General features: G+C 71.6%; 13 protein-coding genes. 5 read left to right on the forward strand and 8 right to left on the reverse strand.

Going from position 1 to position 16279, the window contains the following annotated elements; translation table 11 throughout:
* Positions 1–71: 71 nt before the first annotated feature.
* Together scy and mce are read right to left on the reverse strand one after the other, a co-directional pair.
* A complete protein-coding gene (gene scy / locus ACIQE0_RS17085; protein ID WP_402332725.1) occupies positions 72–4370 on the reverse strand; it encodes a polarized growth protein Scy in 4299 nt (1432 codons plus the stop codon).
* 202 nt (positions 4371–4572) lie between these two features.
* Positions 4573–5013 (reverse strand): methylmalonyl-CoA epimerase, encoded by a 441-nt coding sequence (gene mce / locus ACIQE0_RS17090; RefSeq protein WP_366333776.1) that lies wholly within the window; start codon positions 5011–5013, stop codon positions 4573–4575.
* A 137-nt stretch (positions 5014–5150) separates the two neighbouring features.
* Between mce and ACIQE0_RS17095 the strand changes: the two genes are divergently transcribed.
* On the forward strand, positions 5151–6353 hold the full coding sequence (locus ACIQE0_RS17095) for an acetyl-CoA C-acetyltransferase (RefSeq protein ID WP_402332728.1): 1203 nt from the start codon (positions 5151–5153) through the stop codon (positions 6351–6353).
* An 88-nt stretch (positions 6354–6441) separates the two neighbouring features.
* A complete protein-coding gene (meaB, locus tag ACIQE0_RS17100) occupies positions 6442–7401 on the forward strand; it encodes a methylmalonyl Co-A mutase-associated GTPase MeaB (RefSeq protein ID WP_366333772.1) in 960 nt (319 codons plus the stop codon).
* 125 nt (positions 7402–7526) lie between these two features.
* Here the strand turns inward: meaB and ACIQE0_RS17105 are convergent, their stop codons facing one another.
* The 5 genes from ACIQE0_RS17105 to ACIQE0_RS17125 all read right to left on the reverse strand — a co-directional run bounded on the left by ACIQE0_RS17105 (position 7527) and on the right by ACIQE0_RS17125 (position 12906).
* On the reverse strand, positions 7527–8945 hold the full coding sequence (locus tag ACIQE0_RS17105) for a hypothetical protein (protein ID WP_402332732.1): 1419 nt from the start codon (positions 8943–8945) through the stop codon (positions 7527–7529).
* A gap of 1302 nt (positions 8946–10247) precedes the next feature.
* Complete coding sequence (locus ACIQE0_RS17110) at positions 10248–10724, reverse strand: MarR family transcriptional regulator (protein ID WP_366333768.1); 477 nt, start codon at positions 10722–10724, stop codon at positions 10248–10250.
* A gap of 123 nt (positions 10725–10847) precedes the next feature.
* Positions 10848–11621: an AIM24 family protein gene (locus ACIQE0_RS17115; RefSeq protein WP_402332736.1), complete on the reverse strand. Its 774-nt coding sequence runs from the start codon at positions 11619–11621 to the stop codon at positions 10848–10850.
* Positions 11618–12268 (reverse strand): AIM24 family protein, encoded by a 651-nt coding sequence (locus tag ACIQE0_RS17120; RefSeq protein WP_366333764.1) that lies wholly within the window; start codon positions 12266–12268, stop codon positions 11618–11620. Before ACIQE0_RS17120 ends, ACIQE0_RS17115 begins: the two co-directional genes overlap by 4 nt.
* A complete protein-coding gene (locus tag ACIQE0_RS17125) occupies positions 12268–12906 on the reverse strand; it encodes an AIM24 family protein (RefSeq protein WP_402332739.1) in 639 nt (212 codons plus the stop codon). The genes ACIQE0_RS17120 and ACIQE0_RS17125 overlap by 1 nt, the downstream gene beginning before the upstream one ends.
* 222 nt (positions 12907–13128) lie before the next feature.
* Here ACIQE0_RS17125 and ACIQE0_RS17130 point away from each other — a divergent pair, with 222 nt between their 5' ends.
* Both ACIQE0_RS17130 and ACIQE0_RS17135 read left to right on the forward strand, forming a co-directional pair.
* On the forward strand, positions 13129–13479 hold the full coding sequence (locus ACIQE0_RS17130) for a DUF3817 domain-containing protein (protein ID WP_366333760.1): 351 nt from the start codon (positions 13129–13131) through the stop codon (positions 13477–13479).
* A complete protein-coding gene (locus ACIQE0_RS17135) occupies positions 13476–13784 on the forward strand; it encodes an MTH1187 family thiamine-binding protein (RefSeq protein WP_366333759.1) in 309 nt (102 codons plus the stop codon). The genes ACIQE0_RS17130 and ACIQE0_RS17135 overlap by 4 nt, the downstream gene beginning before the upstream one ends.
* A 47-nt stretch (positions 13785–13831) precedes the next feature.
* On the opposite strand, the gene ACIQE0_RS17140 is transcribed toward ACIQE0_RS17135, so the two are convergent.
* Entirely contained in the window at positions 13832–14821 is a 990-nt protein-coding gene (locus ACIQE0_RS17140) for a DUF5937 family protein (protein ID WP_366333757.1), read from the reverse strand.
* Between the two features lie 76 nt (positions 14822–14897).
* On the opposite strand from ACIQE0_RS17140, the gene ACIQE0_RS17145 reads away from it, so the two are divergent.
* Positions 14898–16238 carry an MFS transporter gene (locus ACIQE0_RS17145; RefSeq protein WP_402332743.1) on the forward strand — a complete coding sequence of 447 codons (1341 nt, stop codon included), beginning with the start codon at positions 14898–14900 and terminating at the stop codon, positions 16236–16238.
* Positions 16239–16279 lie beyond the last annotated feature (41 nt).

Raw genomic sequence — 16279 nt, forward strand, 5'->3', positions numbered from 1 at the left:
CTAGGGGTCTTAACGGCGTGTCATCGAGTCATTGCGCGTTTGAAGTGGAGAATGACCCCTCATTTGAGTGGCTACCCTTCAGACTGCTTGCCACTCGAACGAGTTGTTCCCGCCCCCGCACCGGCCTTCACCGCACCGCCCTTGCCGTCCCCACCCCCCTGCGCCGGCACCTCGAACGACTCCAGCGCCTCCAGCACGTCCTGGACGCGGGAGATCTCGGCGTTGATGTCCTTCCGGCGACGCACCAGCACCTCCAGCTCGTGCTTGCCCTCCTCCACGAGCCGGGTCGCCTCCTGCTCCGCCTCGGTGCGCATCTTCTCCGCGTCGCGCACCGCCGCGGCCTTCTTGTTCTCGGCCTCCTTGATGAGCGCCTCGGCCTTCTTCACCGCGGCGATCCGGACCTTGCTGGCCTCGCTGTTCGCGTCCGCCATCAGCTTGTCGGCCTTCTGCTCGGCCGTCACCTGCTGCTCGGTGGCCTGCGCGATGAGCTTGTCGACCCGCTCGCCGGCGTTCTTCATCGCCTCCGACGACTCCCGGCGGGCCCGCTCGTGCAGCTCCTCGACCTCGGACTCGATCCGGACCCGCAGCTCCTCGGCCCGGTCCCTTATGGCCGTCGCGTCCCGCCGCGCCTCACTGAGCAGCGTGTCGGCGTCCGTACGGGCCTTCTCCACCCGCGCGTTGCCCTCGCCGGTCGCCTCCCGCACGATCCGGTCGGCCTCCTTGCGGGCCGCCCCGACCATCGTGTCGGCCTGCTCCTCGGCGGCGGTCGCCGCCTTCAGCGCCTCCTCCTGCGCCTTGGCGACCAGCTGATCGGCCTGCTCGGCCGCGTCACCACGGCGCTTCGCGGCGTCCTTGCGGGCCTTGTCCCGCTCCGCCTCGGCCTCGGCCTCGGCCTTCGCACGCGTCCGCTCGGCGGCCGCCTCGGCGTCCTCGCGGACCTTCGCGGCCTCCGTACGCGTCGCGTTGGCGTGCTCCTGCGCCGCGGTGACCGTCTCCGCCGCCTCGGCGCGCAGCCGGTCCGCCTCCGCCGTGGCCGTCGCCACCATCCGGTCGGCCTGCTCCCGCGCATCGGCGCGCGTACGGTCCGCCTCCCGCTCGGCGTCCGCGGTCCGCTCGGCCGCCTCCGACCGCAGCCGCTCGGCCTCGCCGGCGGCCTCCGCCACCAACTCGTCGGCCTGCGACGCGGCGCCCGCGCGCGTCTTGTTGGCCGCCGTCCGCGCCTCGTCGGCGGTCCGCTCGGCGTCCGTCCGGGCGCCCTCCAGGACCTCGTCCGCCTCGGCCCGCAACCGCTCCGCGGCCCCGGTCGCCTCCGCGACCATCTGCCGCGCCTGCTGCTCGCCCTCCGACCGCAGCCGCTCGGCGGCCTCCTGGCCCTCCCGGACCGTGCGGTCCGCGTCGTCCTGCGCCGAAGACGTCAGCTCCGTCGCCTCGTCGACGATCCGCTCCGCCTCGGCGCGCGCCTCCGTCAGCAGCCGGTCGGTCTGCTCCGCCGCCTCCGACCGCATCCGGTTCGCGTCGCTGCGCGCCTCCGCCCGGGCCCGCGCCGCGTCCTGCTCCGCCGACCCCAGCGCGTCCGACGCATCCGTCCGCAACTGCTGTGCCTTCGCGGTGGCGTCGGCGACCAGCTTCTCGGCCTTCGCCTTCGACTCCGCGCCCAGCTTCTCCGCCTCGGCGGTCGCCTCGGACACCAGGCGGTCGGCCTGCTCGGCGGCCTCGGTACGGGCGGTGCCCGCGTCCCGACGGGCCTCGTCGAGCACCCCGGCCGCCTCCGACCGCAGCCGCTCGCTCTCCTCGATGGCCTCCGAAACCGTCTGCTCGGCAAGCGACGCGGCTTCCTGAGACGCCTCCTGCGCCTCCTGACGCACCCGCGCCGCGTCCTGCGAGGCCCGCTCGCGCTCGGCGTACGCGTCCGCCCGGACCCGGTCGGCCTCCTCCTGCGCCTCGGACTTCGTACGCTCCGCGGCATGCTCGGCCGCCGAACGCAGCCCGGAGATCTCCTCGTTGGCCTGCTCGTGCAGCCCCGCGACCGCGTCCCGCACCTGCTGCGCGGTCTGCTCGGCCGCCGCCACCAACTCCGCCGCGCGCCGGTCCGCCTCCTCGACCAGCCGCTCGGCCTCCTCCTGCGCCTCGGCGACCCGCGTACGGGCCGACGCCAGCAGCTCCTCGCTCTGCTCCCGCGCGGACGTCCGCTCCTGGTGGGCCTCCTCGCGCGCCTCGCCCAGCAGCTGCTCGGCCTCCCGGCGCCGCCGCGCGGCCTCCTCCTGGGCCTCGGACAGCGCCTCCGCGGCCTCCGCGCCCGTGCGCTCGGCGGCGGCCGCCGCCTCCGCACGCACCCGGTCCGCGGTCTCCTGCGCCTCCGCCTTGAGCCGCTCGGCCTCCGCCGCCGCCTCGCTCCGCAGCCGCGCCGCCGCCGACTCCGCCTCGGCCCGCGCCGTCGACGCGTCCCCGGCGGCCTCCGCGCGCAGCCGCTCGGCCTCCTCCTCGGCCTGCTGCTGAAGCGACCGCCGCCGCTCGGCGGCCTCCGCCTTGAGCCGGGCCGCCTCCTCCTGCGTCTCCCGCCGCAGCTGCTCGGCCTCGGCGCGTGCCTCCCGCAGCGACTTCTCGGCCGCCGCCAGCTTCTCCTCGGCCTCGGTGCGCAGCCGGTCCCGCTCGGCCTGGGCCTCCGCGCGCCGCTCCTCGGCGGCCTCCTCGGCCTCCGCGCGCAGCGTCGCGACGCTCTGCTCCGCCTCGTCCGTCAGCTCCTCGACGGCCTGCTTGCCCTCGGCCAGCAGCTGCTCGGCATCGGTACGGGCCCGCTCCAGCGCCTCCTCGGCCTGCCGGCGCAGGGTCGCGGCCCGCTCGATGGCCTCCGTCCGCACCCGCTCGCTCTCCGCGACCGCGCCCGAACGGGTCTCCTCCGCATCGGACTTGGCCTTCGCCAGCAGCTCCTCGGCGGTCCCGGCCGCCTCCTCGATCTGCTGGACCGCCTCGCGGCGCGCCTCACCGCGGATCCGCTCGCCCTCGGCGACCGCGTCGGCCCGCAGCTGCTCCGCCTCACCGCGCAGCCGCCGCGCCTCCTCCTGGAGTTCGGCGGTCTTGGCCCGGTACTCCTTGGTGTCGTTCTTCGCCGCGCCCTTGAGCTGCTCAGCGGTGTCGTGCGCCTGCTCGCGCAGGCGGTCCGCCTCCGCCTCCGCCTCCCGGCGCAGCCGCTCCGCCTCCTCGACGGCGGTCTTCGTCGTGGCCTTGGCGTCCTCGGACGCCTTGGTCAGGATCTCCTCCGCGGCCCGCGCGGCCTTCGCCAACTGCGCGGCGGAATCCTCCGCGACCTTCGAGCGCGCGGTGTCCTGCGCCTCGGCGACCAGCCGCTCCGACTTCGCCCGGGCGTCCGCCCGCAGCTGCTCGGCCTCCGCCGTGACCGCCTCGGCCTTCTTGGTCGCCTCCGCGACCAGCCGCGCGACCTCCGCCTTCGCCGTCCGCGTGCGCTGCTCGTTCTCCGACTCCGCCGACGACAACCGCTTGGCGGCCGCCTGCTGCGCCTCCTCGACCAGCTTCTCCGACTCGGCCCGCGCCTCGCGCAGCGCGGACTCGGCCTCCTGCATCTGCGCCTCGGCGGCCCGCGTCAGCTCCGCGGCCTGCCGCCGCGCCTCGTCCGACTCCGCACCGGCACTGGAGCGCAGCTGCTCGGCCTGGTCGGTGGCCTCCTGGGCCTGGCTCGACGCCGCGTTCAGCAGCCGCTCGGCATCCGTGCGTGCCCGGCGCAGGATGGATTCCGCTTCGGCCCGCGCCTCCTCGGCGGCCGTGCCCAGCCGCTCCCGCGCCCGGTCGGCCAGCCGCTGCGCCTCGGCCCGCGCCGTCGCCAGCGCCTGCTCGGCCTCCGCCCGGGACTCCTCCAGCAGGCGACGCGCCTGCGACTCCGTACGGGCCCGCAACTGCTCGGCCCAGGCGACGTTCTCGTTGACGTGCGATTCGACGGTCTGGCGGCGCTCGTTGAGCTCCTCGTCCAGCCGCTGCCGACGCGCGACCGCCTCGGCATGCAGCTCGGCCTCCATACGGGCCTGCTGCTCCGCCGACTCCTGCAGCAGCCGCTGGGTCTGCGCCCGCGCCTCCCGCACCTCGCGCTCGGCGTCCGAACGCAGCTGCTCGGCCTGGATCTGCGCGGTGCGCAACAACTGCTCGGCCTGGTGGCTGAGGTTGTCGTAGGCAGGCCGGGAGGCGAGGTTGCGGCGCGCCTCATGGAGCTTGGCACGCAACACCTCGACCTGGTAGCCGAGGTCGTCGGCGTGCTGGACCGCCTTGTCCCGCTCGGTCTTCAGCCGCTCCATCTCGGCCTCGAACTGCGAGAGATGGTCGGCCTCAGCCCACTGACGATCCTGGCGCTCGTTGCCCCGCACTGCGCGGTCCCATCCGTCCCCTGGTCATGGCGGCGGCCGGCTCCGGCGCCGATCCCGTACACGTCGCCGCATACCGGAACTCGCGCCCTTCGGAGCTGACCCTTCCGAAGAAATGGTGTCAGATCATCGGCAGAGTATGGACGCAAGCCCCACTCCCGTACCCCGGCCGAAGCTGCACTCTACCGGCCGGGGAAGCGGAAGGTCAGTGGCCAGTCGCGTCGGGGAGCGCGGCGGTGACGAGTTCGGTCAGCACACCGTGGCAGTCCTTGGGGTGCAGGAAGGTGATCCGCGACCCCATCGAACCCCGCCGGGGCTCGTCGTAGAGCACTCGGACGCCCTTGTTCCGGATGTCCTCGGCCGCCCCGTCCACGTCCGCGGTGCCGAACGCGATGTGATGTACGCCCTCGCCGTTCTTGGCCAGCCACTTGCCCACCGCGGAGTCCTCCCGGGTCGGCTCCAGCAGCTGGAGGTAGGAGGCGCCGCCGTCCGAGGTCTCGTTGATCTTCAACATCGCCTCGCGGACACCCTGCTCCTCGTTGACCTCGGTGTGGAACACCTCGAAGCCATACGTGGCACGGTAGAACTCGACGGTCTTGTCGAGGTCGAAACAGGCGATCCCGATGTGGTCGATTCGCGTCAGCATGGTTCCAGTGCACCGCCCGCACGGCTGGTTACGCAACGTGCGCGCGATCACACCCGCTTCCCGGTGACCCGGCGTCTACCCCTCAGTACATTGACGGGAACCCTCGTTAACTTCCCTGCACAGGAAGGCCGCATCGTATGTCTGCAACGAACGGCACCACCTCCGTCATCGTGGCCGGCGCGCGCACCCCCATGGGCCGCCTCCTGGGGTCGCTGCGCAGCTTCTCCGGGGCCGACCTGGGCGGTGTGGCCATCAAGGCGGCGCTGGACCGCGCGGGTATCGGCGGCGACCAGGTGCAGTACGTGATCATGGGTCAGGTGCTCCAGGCCGGGGCGGGGCAGATCCCGGCGCGCCAGGCCGCGGTCAAGGCCGGCATCCCCATGGGCGTCCCCGCGCTGACCGTCAACAAGGTCTGCCTCTCCGGCCTGGACGCCATCGCGCTGGCCGACCAGCTCATCCGCGCCGGGGAGTTCGACATCGTCGTCGCCGGCGGCCAGGAGTCCATGACCAACGCCCCGCACCTGCTGCCGAAGTCCCGCGAGGGCTTCAAGTACGGCGCGGTGGAGATGCTCGACGCCATGGCGCACGACGGCCTCACGGACGCCTTCGAGGGCATCGCCATGGGCGAGTCGACCGAGAAGCACAACACCCGCCTCGGCATCGCCCGCCCCGAGCAGGACGAGGTCGCCGCGCGGTCCCACCAGCGGGCCGCCGCCGCGCAGAAGAACGGTCTGTTCGAGGCGGAGATCACCCCGGTCGAGATCCCGCAGCGCAAGGGCGACCCGGTGCTCTTCAGCAAGGACGAGGGCATCCGCGGCGACACCACCGCCGAGAGCCTGGGCAAGCTCCGCCCGGCCTTCGCCAAGGACGGCACGATCACCGCCGGTTCGTCCTCGCAGATCTCCGACGGCGCCGCCGCGGTCGTCGTCATGAGCAAGGCAAAGGCCGAGGAACTGGGCCTGGAGTGGATCGCCGAGATCGGCGCGCACGGCAACGTCGCCGGCCCCGACAACTCCCTCCAGTCGCAGCCGTCCAACGCCATCAACCACGCCCTGGCCAAGGACGGCCTCACCGTCGCGGACCTCGATCTGATCGAGATCAACGAGGCGTTCGCCGCGGTCGCCGTGCAGTCGACGAAGGACCTCGGGGTTTCCCCGGAAAAGGTGAATGTCAACGGTGGCGCCATCGCGCTGGGCCACCCCATCGGCATGTCCGGCGCCCGTATCGTGCTGCACCTCGCGCTGGAGCTGCGGCGGCGCGGCGGCGGGATCGGCGCGGCGGCGCTGTGCGGTGGCGGCGGCCAGGGCGATGCGCTGATCCTGCGCGTACCGGGCAAGTGACCGCTGGCCGCGCGCCGGCCGGGACCGGCGCGCGGCGCGGCAGCAGCGCGTACCAGCCAGTGAGTCGAGGTCGAAGGAGCCGAGCGCGATGGTGGACGTCCCCCAGCTGGTGGAACAGGCCCGGCAGGGCCGGCCGAGGGCGGTGGCCCGGCTGATCTCCCTCGTCGAGGGGGCGGCGCCGGAACTGCGCGAGGTGATGGCGACGCTCGCGCCGCTGACCGGCAACGCCTACGTGGTCGGCCTCACCGGCTCGCCCGGCGTCGGCAAGTCCACCACCACCTCCGCCCTGGTCACCGCCTACCGCAAGGCCGGCAAGCGGGTCGGCGTGCTGGCCGTCGACCCGTCCTCGCCGTTCTCCGGCGGTGCGCTGCTCGGCGACCGGGTCCGGATGAGCGAGCACGCCTCGGACCCCGGGGTCTACATCCGCTCCATGGCCACCCGCGGCCACCTGGGCGGCCTGGCCTGGGCCGCCCCGCAGGCGATCCGGGTGCTGGACGCCGCCGGCTGCGACGTGGTCCTGGTCGAGACCGTCGGCGTCGGCCAGTCCGAGGTCGAGATCGCCTCGCAGGCCGACACCAGCGTGGTGCTGCTGGCCCCCGGGATGGGCGACGGCATCCAGGCCGCCAAGGCCGGAATCCTGGAGATCGGCGATGTCTACGTCGTCAACAAGGCCGACCGGGACGGCGCCGACGCCACCGCCCGCGAACTGAACCACATGCTGGGCCTGGGGGAGTCCCGGGCGCCCGGCGACTGGCGGCCGCCGATCGTCAAGACGGTCGCGGCCCGGGCCGAGGGCGTCGACGAGGTCGTCGCGGCGCTGGAGAAGCACCGGGCCTGGATGGAGGAGCGGGGCGTGCTGGCCCAGCGGCGGCTGGCCCGCGCCGCCCGCGAGGTCGAGACGATCGCCGTCACCGCCCTGCGCTCCCGGATCGGCGACCTCTCCGGCGACCGCCACCTCGGCGCCCTGGCCGAACGCATCGTCGCCGGCGAGACGGACCCGTACCGCGCGGCGGACGAACTCGTCGCCGGCCTCACGAACGGCTCGTAGGGCCCACCCGGCGGAGCCGTCTCACCCCCGCGTCGCCCCCCGGGCCGGCGCGGGGGCGCTCCCGGGCGCATCCGGCCACGCGCCGGGCCGCACCCGGCTGCGCCCCCAGGTGCATGCTGAGGGGATCAGCCCCAAGGGAGTGGGTAATCGAAATAAGTGCGGGCAGGTCTGACCTCAAAATCCAGTCGACTTACCGTCATGTTTGACGGCGGGTTGGCCCGTAGCCTTGCCTCGATGTCATCCACCTGTTTGGTGTCCGTGCTGTCAGGCCCCTTTTGCTCGCACATGATTCGGTAATGGGCCTGGGAGAAATCGCTGCACCGCTTCCGCCAGAAGATTTCAATCAGGTCCGTCCTGTTGGCGGCCAGAATCTTGTCGTTGAACGTCGGAAGTACTCTTGTCGGCATTCCCGCGAGATTCTCCTGGACCGCTCCACTCGCCAGTTTGCTGAGCTTGCCGCTCAATTCCGACCCCATGTTGTAAAAGGCGAAGTTCACTTGAGTCACGGCACTCATGTAACCTGCCCACTGCCCATCGGTGTAGGGTACTGTCGATGCCTTCTTGCTGATAGCTGCAAGCGTCAGGGCGCGCGCATACGCCAGCTGTGATTCCAGCTCCTTCCACGTTTCACTGAGAAGCAGTGAAACGTCCTTCGACATGTTGTTTGTGACGTCGCTCAGGAGATTGTTCCAAGCTTTGTCGCGTGCCGTGTAAAGCTCCGTATAGACGCTACTTCTGAGTTGATTGTTGCTGATGATGATTGCGGCTATCGATACCAAGCTCTTGGCGATCGAGGCGCCGATGTTGGCCAGCGGGGCGACCATGACCGGCAGTGAAGAACTAATGACTCCGATCGCGAACTTCGCTATTTCGACGGCAAGGTCGACCCCGTACAATACGATGTTGGCGGTATTGCCGGCGTAAATCGCTTCCTTCAGCTTGATCGCGCTGGCCACCTCCGAGGAGATGGCTGACCCCATAATGCCGGCGACGGCCCTCGCGTCCCCGTTCAACCCGGCTTCCATGCCCCCCTTTATGGAATCGAAGAAAAGCCCCGAGTGCTGGTAGGACCGTCCGAAATCGGCGAGGAATCCGGCCGCGCCGAAGACCTGCCCCAGGAGGGGCGTGTAGGCCTTCCCTGGATTGTTGAGGGATTCTTTGAGGTCGTCGGTGACTCCTGCGCCCTTGAGGATTTTGTCGAACTCCTGGCGCGCGAGATCTGCGATCTGTTGGTCGGACATCTGCGCGAGCCCGTCTCGTGGCCCCGGCTGACTCTCGGGTCCCCCGGCCAACTGATTGACGAACTGTTGCGCCACTTGGAGCTGTTCGTTGTTCAGGCCCTTCTGATTGAGCTTGGACAGCATCTGCTGTCGCTGCGCTTCGGTGATGACGGCCCCACCGGCACGCGCGCTTGCCATCGACTTGACACTCGCAGATGAGGATCTGTCGAGGGCATGGGCTGCCGGGAGTCCGGAAACTCCCAGCATCGCGAGGCATATGGTGAGGGTTACGGTGGGTTTCGCCGCCTTGCGGGCGTACTTCATGAGAACTCATCTCGCTGAGTGAGAAGCATGGGAGATGTGGATCCCTGCTCACGGAACCGCAGCCCCGAGACCATCCCGCCGCCGACGGGGGAAAGGAATATGCGGGGCTGGAGTCACGACCCATACGTGGATCCTGACAAGTGGGCAGCAGGCAGCTTTCCGTGGAACAGGTTGCTGATTTACGGGAGGTGACGGACAGTCGGGAGGTGCCTGCCGATTCGGCCACCCGGGTCCGGTACGTGACTGTGCATGCACGGCAGAGCCGTTGTGGCATGAGGTGTGCGGACGGTGGAGTTCGGCGTACTGGCGCATTCGCCGTGGTGCTGCTGTGCAGAGGCATCCGCACGGGGGTCTCCGGCCGGAGACGTGCTCAAACGATGTGTGCAGACACAGGTTTGAGCGCGCTACACGTCGAGGCGGTGCGGTGCGGGAGGTTTGTGCAACTCGGCGGGTGATCCATGGATAACCGCCTCCTCCCGGCCGGGTGCATGCTTATCGTCGCGGAGGTCTCGGGAATCGAACCGCCGAGTAGGCCAGTCGCCTGGCCGCGCGACACGACAAAGTTAACAAGGTCATCAGCGAACGCACCGGGGACAAAGTCCCTGTCGTCCGGGGCCAAAGTCCCAAGGCGGAAGCACGGTTGGGGTCGCTCCGGGTGCCGTACACGGAGCGCAGGGACGAGGCGAGGAAGCGGCCGGTGGTGCTGACGGAGGCCGGTGCGATCGGCTGAGGAGCGTTGTTGAGGCGGCGGCGCAGCTCGACGACTGCTGCGTTCTCCGGGCGAACAGCTTCCGCAACTCTCCACGATGCTGCGCCCGATGGGTGGTCAAGACGGGAATCTGACGCGGCCCCAGGTCGGGCTCGATCCCCTCGGTCGGAGGATCGTCGATCCGTACTGACGGGCCGCCAAGCAGCCGTACGGCGCCCCCGGTAGTCAGCGGCGCACCGCGCGATGGCTCAGGTGTTGTGGATGTCTCGTCAGCCCGGCTGTTCTGTTGGCGTGTCCGGAGCGAGATCGCATAGCGGACCGGGCCGCACCCCGCCGACCGGGCCGCACTCGGCCACGCCGCCCGGGGGCGAGACCGCGCAGCCGGCCGGTACCGAGGCGGCGGGAATGTCGTCGACATCCCCTCCGCCCGCCGCCCACCGAAGGAAGGCGAGGATCCCTGGCCACCACGAAATCCGAAGCCAGGCAGTGCGGGGTGGCCACGGACAACCCACCCCGCCGCCAGGGCGAGCCCCCCAACGACAGGCCCCGGCGGAATGCCCGGCTCCCCGCACCGCAACGTGCGGCGTCGAAACTCAGGGGTTGCCGCGGTGCTCCCGGAGGTGCTCGGCGACCGGGGTGAGGGAGGCGCGGAAGGAGTCCAGGTCCTCGGGCGCGAAGAGGTCGATGAAGTGGCGGCGGACCGAGGCGACGTGGTGCGGGGCGACCCGGCGCATGGTGTCCCAGCCGGCCTCGGTGAGGACGGCGTAGAGGCCGCGGCGGTCCGACTCGCAGCTCTCGCGGCGCACCAGGCCGGCGTTCTCCATGCGCGTGATCTGGTGCGAGAGGCGGCTCTTGGACTGGAGCGTGGTGGCGGCCAGGTCGCTCATCCGCAGCCGGTGGTCCTCGGCCTCGGAGAGGTTGACCAGGATCTCGTAGTCGTTGTTCGTCAGGCCGAACGGCTGGAGATCGCGCTCCAGTTGGTGCATCAGCAGCCTGCTGACGTCCAGGTGGGTGCGCCAGGCACGCTGCTCCTGGTTGGTCAGCCAGGGAGTGTCGCTGTCGGTCGTCATGGATGAATTCTACCCGTGAAAGTTGAATAATGAATTAGTCATGGCGTGTGACATTGCGGTAGGCGGCCGGTCCGCGGCCCGCAGTTGTTCAGGCGTTCGACGTCACCGTCCGCAGACTACCGCTCACAGCCCGAAGCGGCGCTGGAGCCCCCCTAGGGCGCCCGACGGCTCCGGCACTTGTGAGCCACTTTCCTGTGGCGGGACGCCGCCGCCCGGGACGCCCTCCTCCGCCGGCAGCGCGCCGGTCGCCCGCTCCGGCAGCAGTTGTTCGGTGGATTGCAGCAGGACCGTCCCGGCGCCGGTGAACTCGAACTGGTGCTCCTCGCCGGAGGCACCGCCGATACCGGTGTGGGCGCGCAGTCCGCCGAGGAATCCGCGCAGGTAGTGGTGGTCGTAGTGGTGGCAGGGGGAGGGGCAGTCGGCCCAGCCCACCAGGGCCTGCGGGTCGACCCGGATCGGCGGTTCGACGAAGACCACCGGGCCGTTGGAGGCGGCGACGAACGTGCCGGTGCCGATGAGGGTGAGGAAGCCCGGGATGATCGACTGCTTCAGGGAGAGAGATGGCTGAAAGGCGAGCAAGTTGCCGGAGCGAATAGTGAGGTTGCCCTCGTCCAGGTCATAGGAGTTCACGTCGAAGGACCGGTCGGCCAGGAGCATTTTCCCCTGGCCCTCGGCGACCACCCAGTCCGCGGCGTGCAATGGCGAATGGAAACTCCCGGCGATGAGGCCGTCGAGGCGGCCGTACCCGATGCCGTGGAAGTCGATCTGCCCGTAGTAGGCGATCATCTTCCCTTTCTGGAGGAACCACCGGCCGTCGAGGGCGACGCTGAAGGCGTAGTCGTTGACGTTGCCGTCGGCGGGGAGGGTGAAGACGTCGTGGATGACGGGACCGGTCACAGTTTCTCCTCGGACGCCTGGACGTAGACGGTGCCCTGGCCGGACAGCTCCAGTTGGAACCCCTCGCCCGAGCCGCGGCCGATCATCTCGCGCCAACCGATGGCGGTGGACAGGCGGTTGCGGACCTCGCCGCGGTGGGCGACGTAGGCCTGGGGGTCGACGTGGACCGGGCGCTGCGGGGTGATCGGCAGCTCGATGACGCCGCCGTGGGCCATCACCGCGGCCGAGCCGTGGCCCTGGAGCGTGGTGGTGAACAGGCCCTGGCCGGTGGCCTGTCCGCGCACCAGGCCCAGCACGCCGCCCTGTTGGCCGAGGAACATCGTGCCCTGGTGGAGCGAGCCGTCGAAGGCCAGCAGCCGGTCGGCCTCCACATAGAGGGTGTCGCCGGTCAGATCGACGACATGGACGTGATGGCCGCCGTGACCGAACATGACTGTGCCGCTGCCGTCCACGGTCATCAGGGGCGTCGCCTCGCCGGCGATCCGGCGGCCGATCATGGAGCCGAGACCGCCCTGGCCGCCCTGGATGTTCGGGGTGAAGGTGACCTCGCCGCGGTAGGCGATCATCGCGCCGCGCTGGCTGAACAGCCGCTGACCGGGGACGATCCGGGCTTCCACCATGCGGGAGTTGAGGGCCGTGAACGGCATCAGACGTCACCGCCCGCGGTGTTGCGCTCGCTGGGCTGCACATAGACCAGCCCCTCGCCCTCGAAGCGGATCTGGAACGCCTCGCCCGAGCCCTCGCCGAGGAACGTGCGGAAGTTCACCCCGGATTCGAAGTGCTGCTTCAGCTTCCCGGTGTGCGCGATGTACGCGCCCGGGTCGACCTGGAGCGGGTACTGCGGGGTGACGCGCAGCACCACGGCCGGGCCGTCGGAGGTGATCGCGGCCTGCCCGTGGCCCTCGACGGTGGTGGTGAACAGGCCGTTGCCCTGCGACGCGCCGCGCAGCCCGGTGAACGTCGTACCGGTGTGCAGCGCCTCCTCGGTGCAGAGCAGGTTGGTCGCCTCCACGAACAGCTTCTCGCCCTGGAGGCGGACGAGGTTGATCTCACTGGCGCGGTCGGCGAAGTAGCAGGTGCCCTGGCCCTTCACCTGCATCACGGCCATCTGCTCACCGGTCAGCCGCCGGGTGACCATGCCGCGCAGCCCCTCACCACCGCCGGTCATCTTCTTGAACGTCATCTCGCCGTCGTAGGCGACCATCGCGCCGTTCTTCGCCTTGACGGCGTCGCCCGCCAGGTCGACGGCGAGGACCTTGCTTCCCTGGACCCGAAACTGTGCCACGCCCCAGACCGTAGTCGGCGGCGGCCGGGAGGGGCAGGGCTTTCGGTCCGGAGCCGGCCCCGGCCTCTCCCCGAGCCGGTCGCGGAGGCCGCTGCCGGCCGGTCCGTGCCGTGCGGCGGCCCCCGGCGCAGTGATCGCCGCGGCGGCTGTAACAATGGGGCGGACGCTTGTGAACTCTTGCACAAGCCAGTGACGCCTCCCCTCCGCCCGAACGAGGTTCCCGTGGACATCAAGACCGCCGCTGCCCTGCACCGACTGCGCCTGGCATCCATCCCGGAGGCGCTCTCCTTCCCGGCGCTGCTGATATTCGGCACGGGTTTCCGGATCTTCCTCGGCTACGACAAGCTCGTCATGCCGCTCGGCCTGCTGCACGGCGTCCTGTTCACCATCTACGTGGTGCTGCTGCTGGACGCCTGGAACCGCACCAAGTGGCCCGTCAAGCGCGTGGCGTTCCTCTTCGTCCTCGCGGTGCTGCCGTTCGGCGGCCTGTACGCGGACAAGGTGCTCAAGCGCGAGGAGGCGGCCGGCGTGATCGCCGCCCGCGCCCGCCGGGAAGGTACGGTGAACGCATGATCGTCGCCTTCTCCGTGAGCCCGCTGGGCGTCGGCGAGGACGTCGGCGAGTACGTCGCCGACGCCGTCCGGGTCGTCCGCGAGTCCGGGCTGCCCAACCGCACCGACGCCATGTTCACCTCCATCGAGGGCGAGTGGGACGAGGTCATGGACGTCGTCAAGCGCGCGGTGGCCGCCGTCGAGGCGCGCGCCGGACGGGTCTCGCTGGTCCTCAAGGCCGACATCCGGCCGGGCGTCACCGACGGCCTCACCGCCAAGGTGGAGACCGTCGAGCGCCATCTGGCCCGGGGGACGCAGGGCGCCTGACGGGGCCGGCCGGCAGGGCCCGCCCGGTGCCTCGGGTCGGGCAGTTCCTAGCCGCCGGTCGCCACGGCGATGCCCAGCGGCGTCCGCTCGTAGAGCACCTGGTGTCCGTGCCGGCGCGAGGTCAGCAGGCCGGCGTCGCGCAGCACGGACAGGTGCGCCGAGACCGACGAGGCGGCCAGGCCCAGCTGGTGGGCCAGCGTCGAGGTGGTCGCCGGTGCGTCGAGGGCCGTGAGCACCGCGGCCCGGTTGGGGCCCAGCAGCCGCGCCAGCGCCGGGCCGCCCGCCGGCCGCTGCCACAGCCCGCCGATACCGCGCGCCGGATAGATCACCGTCGGCTGCCACGGCGGATCGAAACCGCTGATCACGTCCGGCCAGACGAACGCGCTCGGCAGCAGGAGCAGCCCCCGCCCCTGAAGGTCCTGGAGCTGCGGGAAGTCCGTACGGGTGCGGACGGTCAGCGTGCCGTCGTCCGACCAGGACAGCCGGGGATGCAGATCGGCGAACAGCAGGCGCAGCCCGCCGCTCGCCAACTGGCGTGAGCGGTAGGCGATTTCCGCCTCCAGCAGGGCCCGCAGCCGGGGCCAGTCGGGCTCCAGCAGGGCCTCCCAGGCCCGTTCGGTGACGTCCGCCAGTTCCTGCACCGCCCGCGCCGGGTCGGCCAGCGCCGCCCGGCCGTGCGGCGAGTCCGCCGCCCCGGGGACGCAGGCCAGCGACTTGGCCATCTCGGCGCGGGCCAGCGCCGGATCGGTGGCCCGCAGGCGCGCCAGTTCCGCCGCGAAGTCGGCCAGCGGGACGTCCGGCGGGCGGCCCAGGAAGTCGGGGGTGTATCCGGGCCGCCGCCCCGGCATGAACAGCCACAGCGGGGAGAGGTCCAGCCCCGCCACCTTCTCCCGCATCCGCCGCAGCCACGGCAGGTGGTAGCCGTGCCGGTCGGTGCGCCGCAGGGTCCGCAGCGCCTCGTGGGTCTCGCACAGCGGCGAGATCGCGAACCGGATCCGCAGCAGGTCGTCCGCCCCGAAATGCAGCTCCAGCGGCATCGCCGGCCTCCCTCCCCAGGATTCGGCTGGAGCCGAAACACTACGGCCCGGCAGGCGGGCCCGGCAGCCTGACGCCATGCCGACGCCCACCGGGCCCGCACGACCGGGCCCCGCTCCCGCCTGTCCGCCGCCCGACACCGGACCGGAGGGCCCCCGCGAGGCGGCCGGGCCGTCCGGCGGCGGCTACCGCGCCGTCTTCGCCGTCCCCGAGTTCCGCTACGTCTTCGCCGCCCACCTCCTGTCCTCGCTGGGCGTGGTGGTCTGCGAGATCGCGCTGTCCGTCCTGGTCTACCGGCTGACCGACTCGCCGTTGCTCAGCGCGCTGACCTTCGCGCTCGGGCTGCTGCCGTATGTCGTCGGCGGCACGCTGCTGTCGGCCGTCGCCGACCGCTGTCCGGCCCGCCGGGTCCTGGTCGTCTGCGACACGGTCTGCGCGGCGGCGGCCGCGGCCATGGTGCTGCCCGGGACGCCGGTGGCCGTCCTGCTCGGGCTGCGCTGTCTGATCGCGGCGGTCGCGCCGGTCTTCGCCGGCACCCGGGCCGGATCGCTCGGCGAGATCCTCGGGGAGGGCGATCTGTTCGTCCTGGGACGCTCGGTGATCCGGATCGTCAACCAGGGGGCGCAGCTGGCCGGGTTCGCCGCCGGAGGGCTGCTGCTGGTCGCCGTCACCCCGGGGGCGGTGCTCGGCATCACCGCCGGGACGTTCACCGCCTCGGCGCTGCTGCTGCGGCTGGGCACGGTGTCCCGCCCGGCGCGGGGGGCGCGTCGACCCGGAGCGCCGTCCCCCGGCGGTGCGCTGCTGGGCGCCTCGCTGGCCGGCACCCGGCGGCTGCTGGCCGACCGGCGGGTCCGGGCGCTGCTGCTGCTCAGCTGGGTGCCGCCGGCGGTCGTGGTCGTCCCGGAGGCGCTGCTGGTCCCGTACGGGGGCCTGCTGGGAGTGGGGTCGGCGGGGCAGGGGCTGCTGATGTGCGGGATGCCGATCGGGGCGGTGGTCGCCGAGACGCTGGTGGGGACGTTCCTCGGGCCGCGCGCCCGGGCGCGGCTGACCTTCCCTCTGGGGATGTTCGCGGTGCTGCCCTCTCTCGGGTTCGCCGCGCGGCCGTCGCTGGGCTGGGCCCTGGTCCTGCTGGTGCTGACCGGCATCAGCATCGCGTACAACTTCGGCGTCGACCGGTGGTTCGTCGCCGCGGTGCCCGAGGAGCTGATGGGGCAGGCGATGACGGTGATGCAGGCGGGTCGGATGACGATCATGGGCTCGGCGATGGGGCTGGCCGGGGTGGCCGCCGAGTTCGCGCCGCTGCCGGTGGTGATGCCGGCCGGGGGCGTGCTGGGGGCCGTGGCGGTCCTGGCGGTGATCGCCGAGGTGCGGCGTTCGGGGGCGCGGGAAGCGGCGGCGGAGGAGACGGCGGCCGCGTGAGTCCCGGTGCGTCCCGCCGGACGGGCGGACCACTGGCCGAG

This window comes from Streptomyces sp. NPDC093097 (genome assembly GCF_044754325.1).
Lineage (GTDB): Bacteria > Actinomycetota > Actinomycetes > Streptomycetales > Streptomycetaceae > Streptomyces.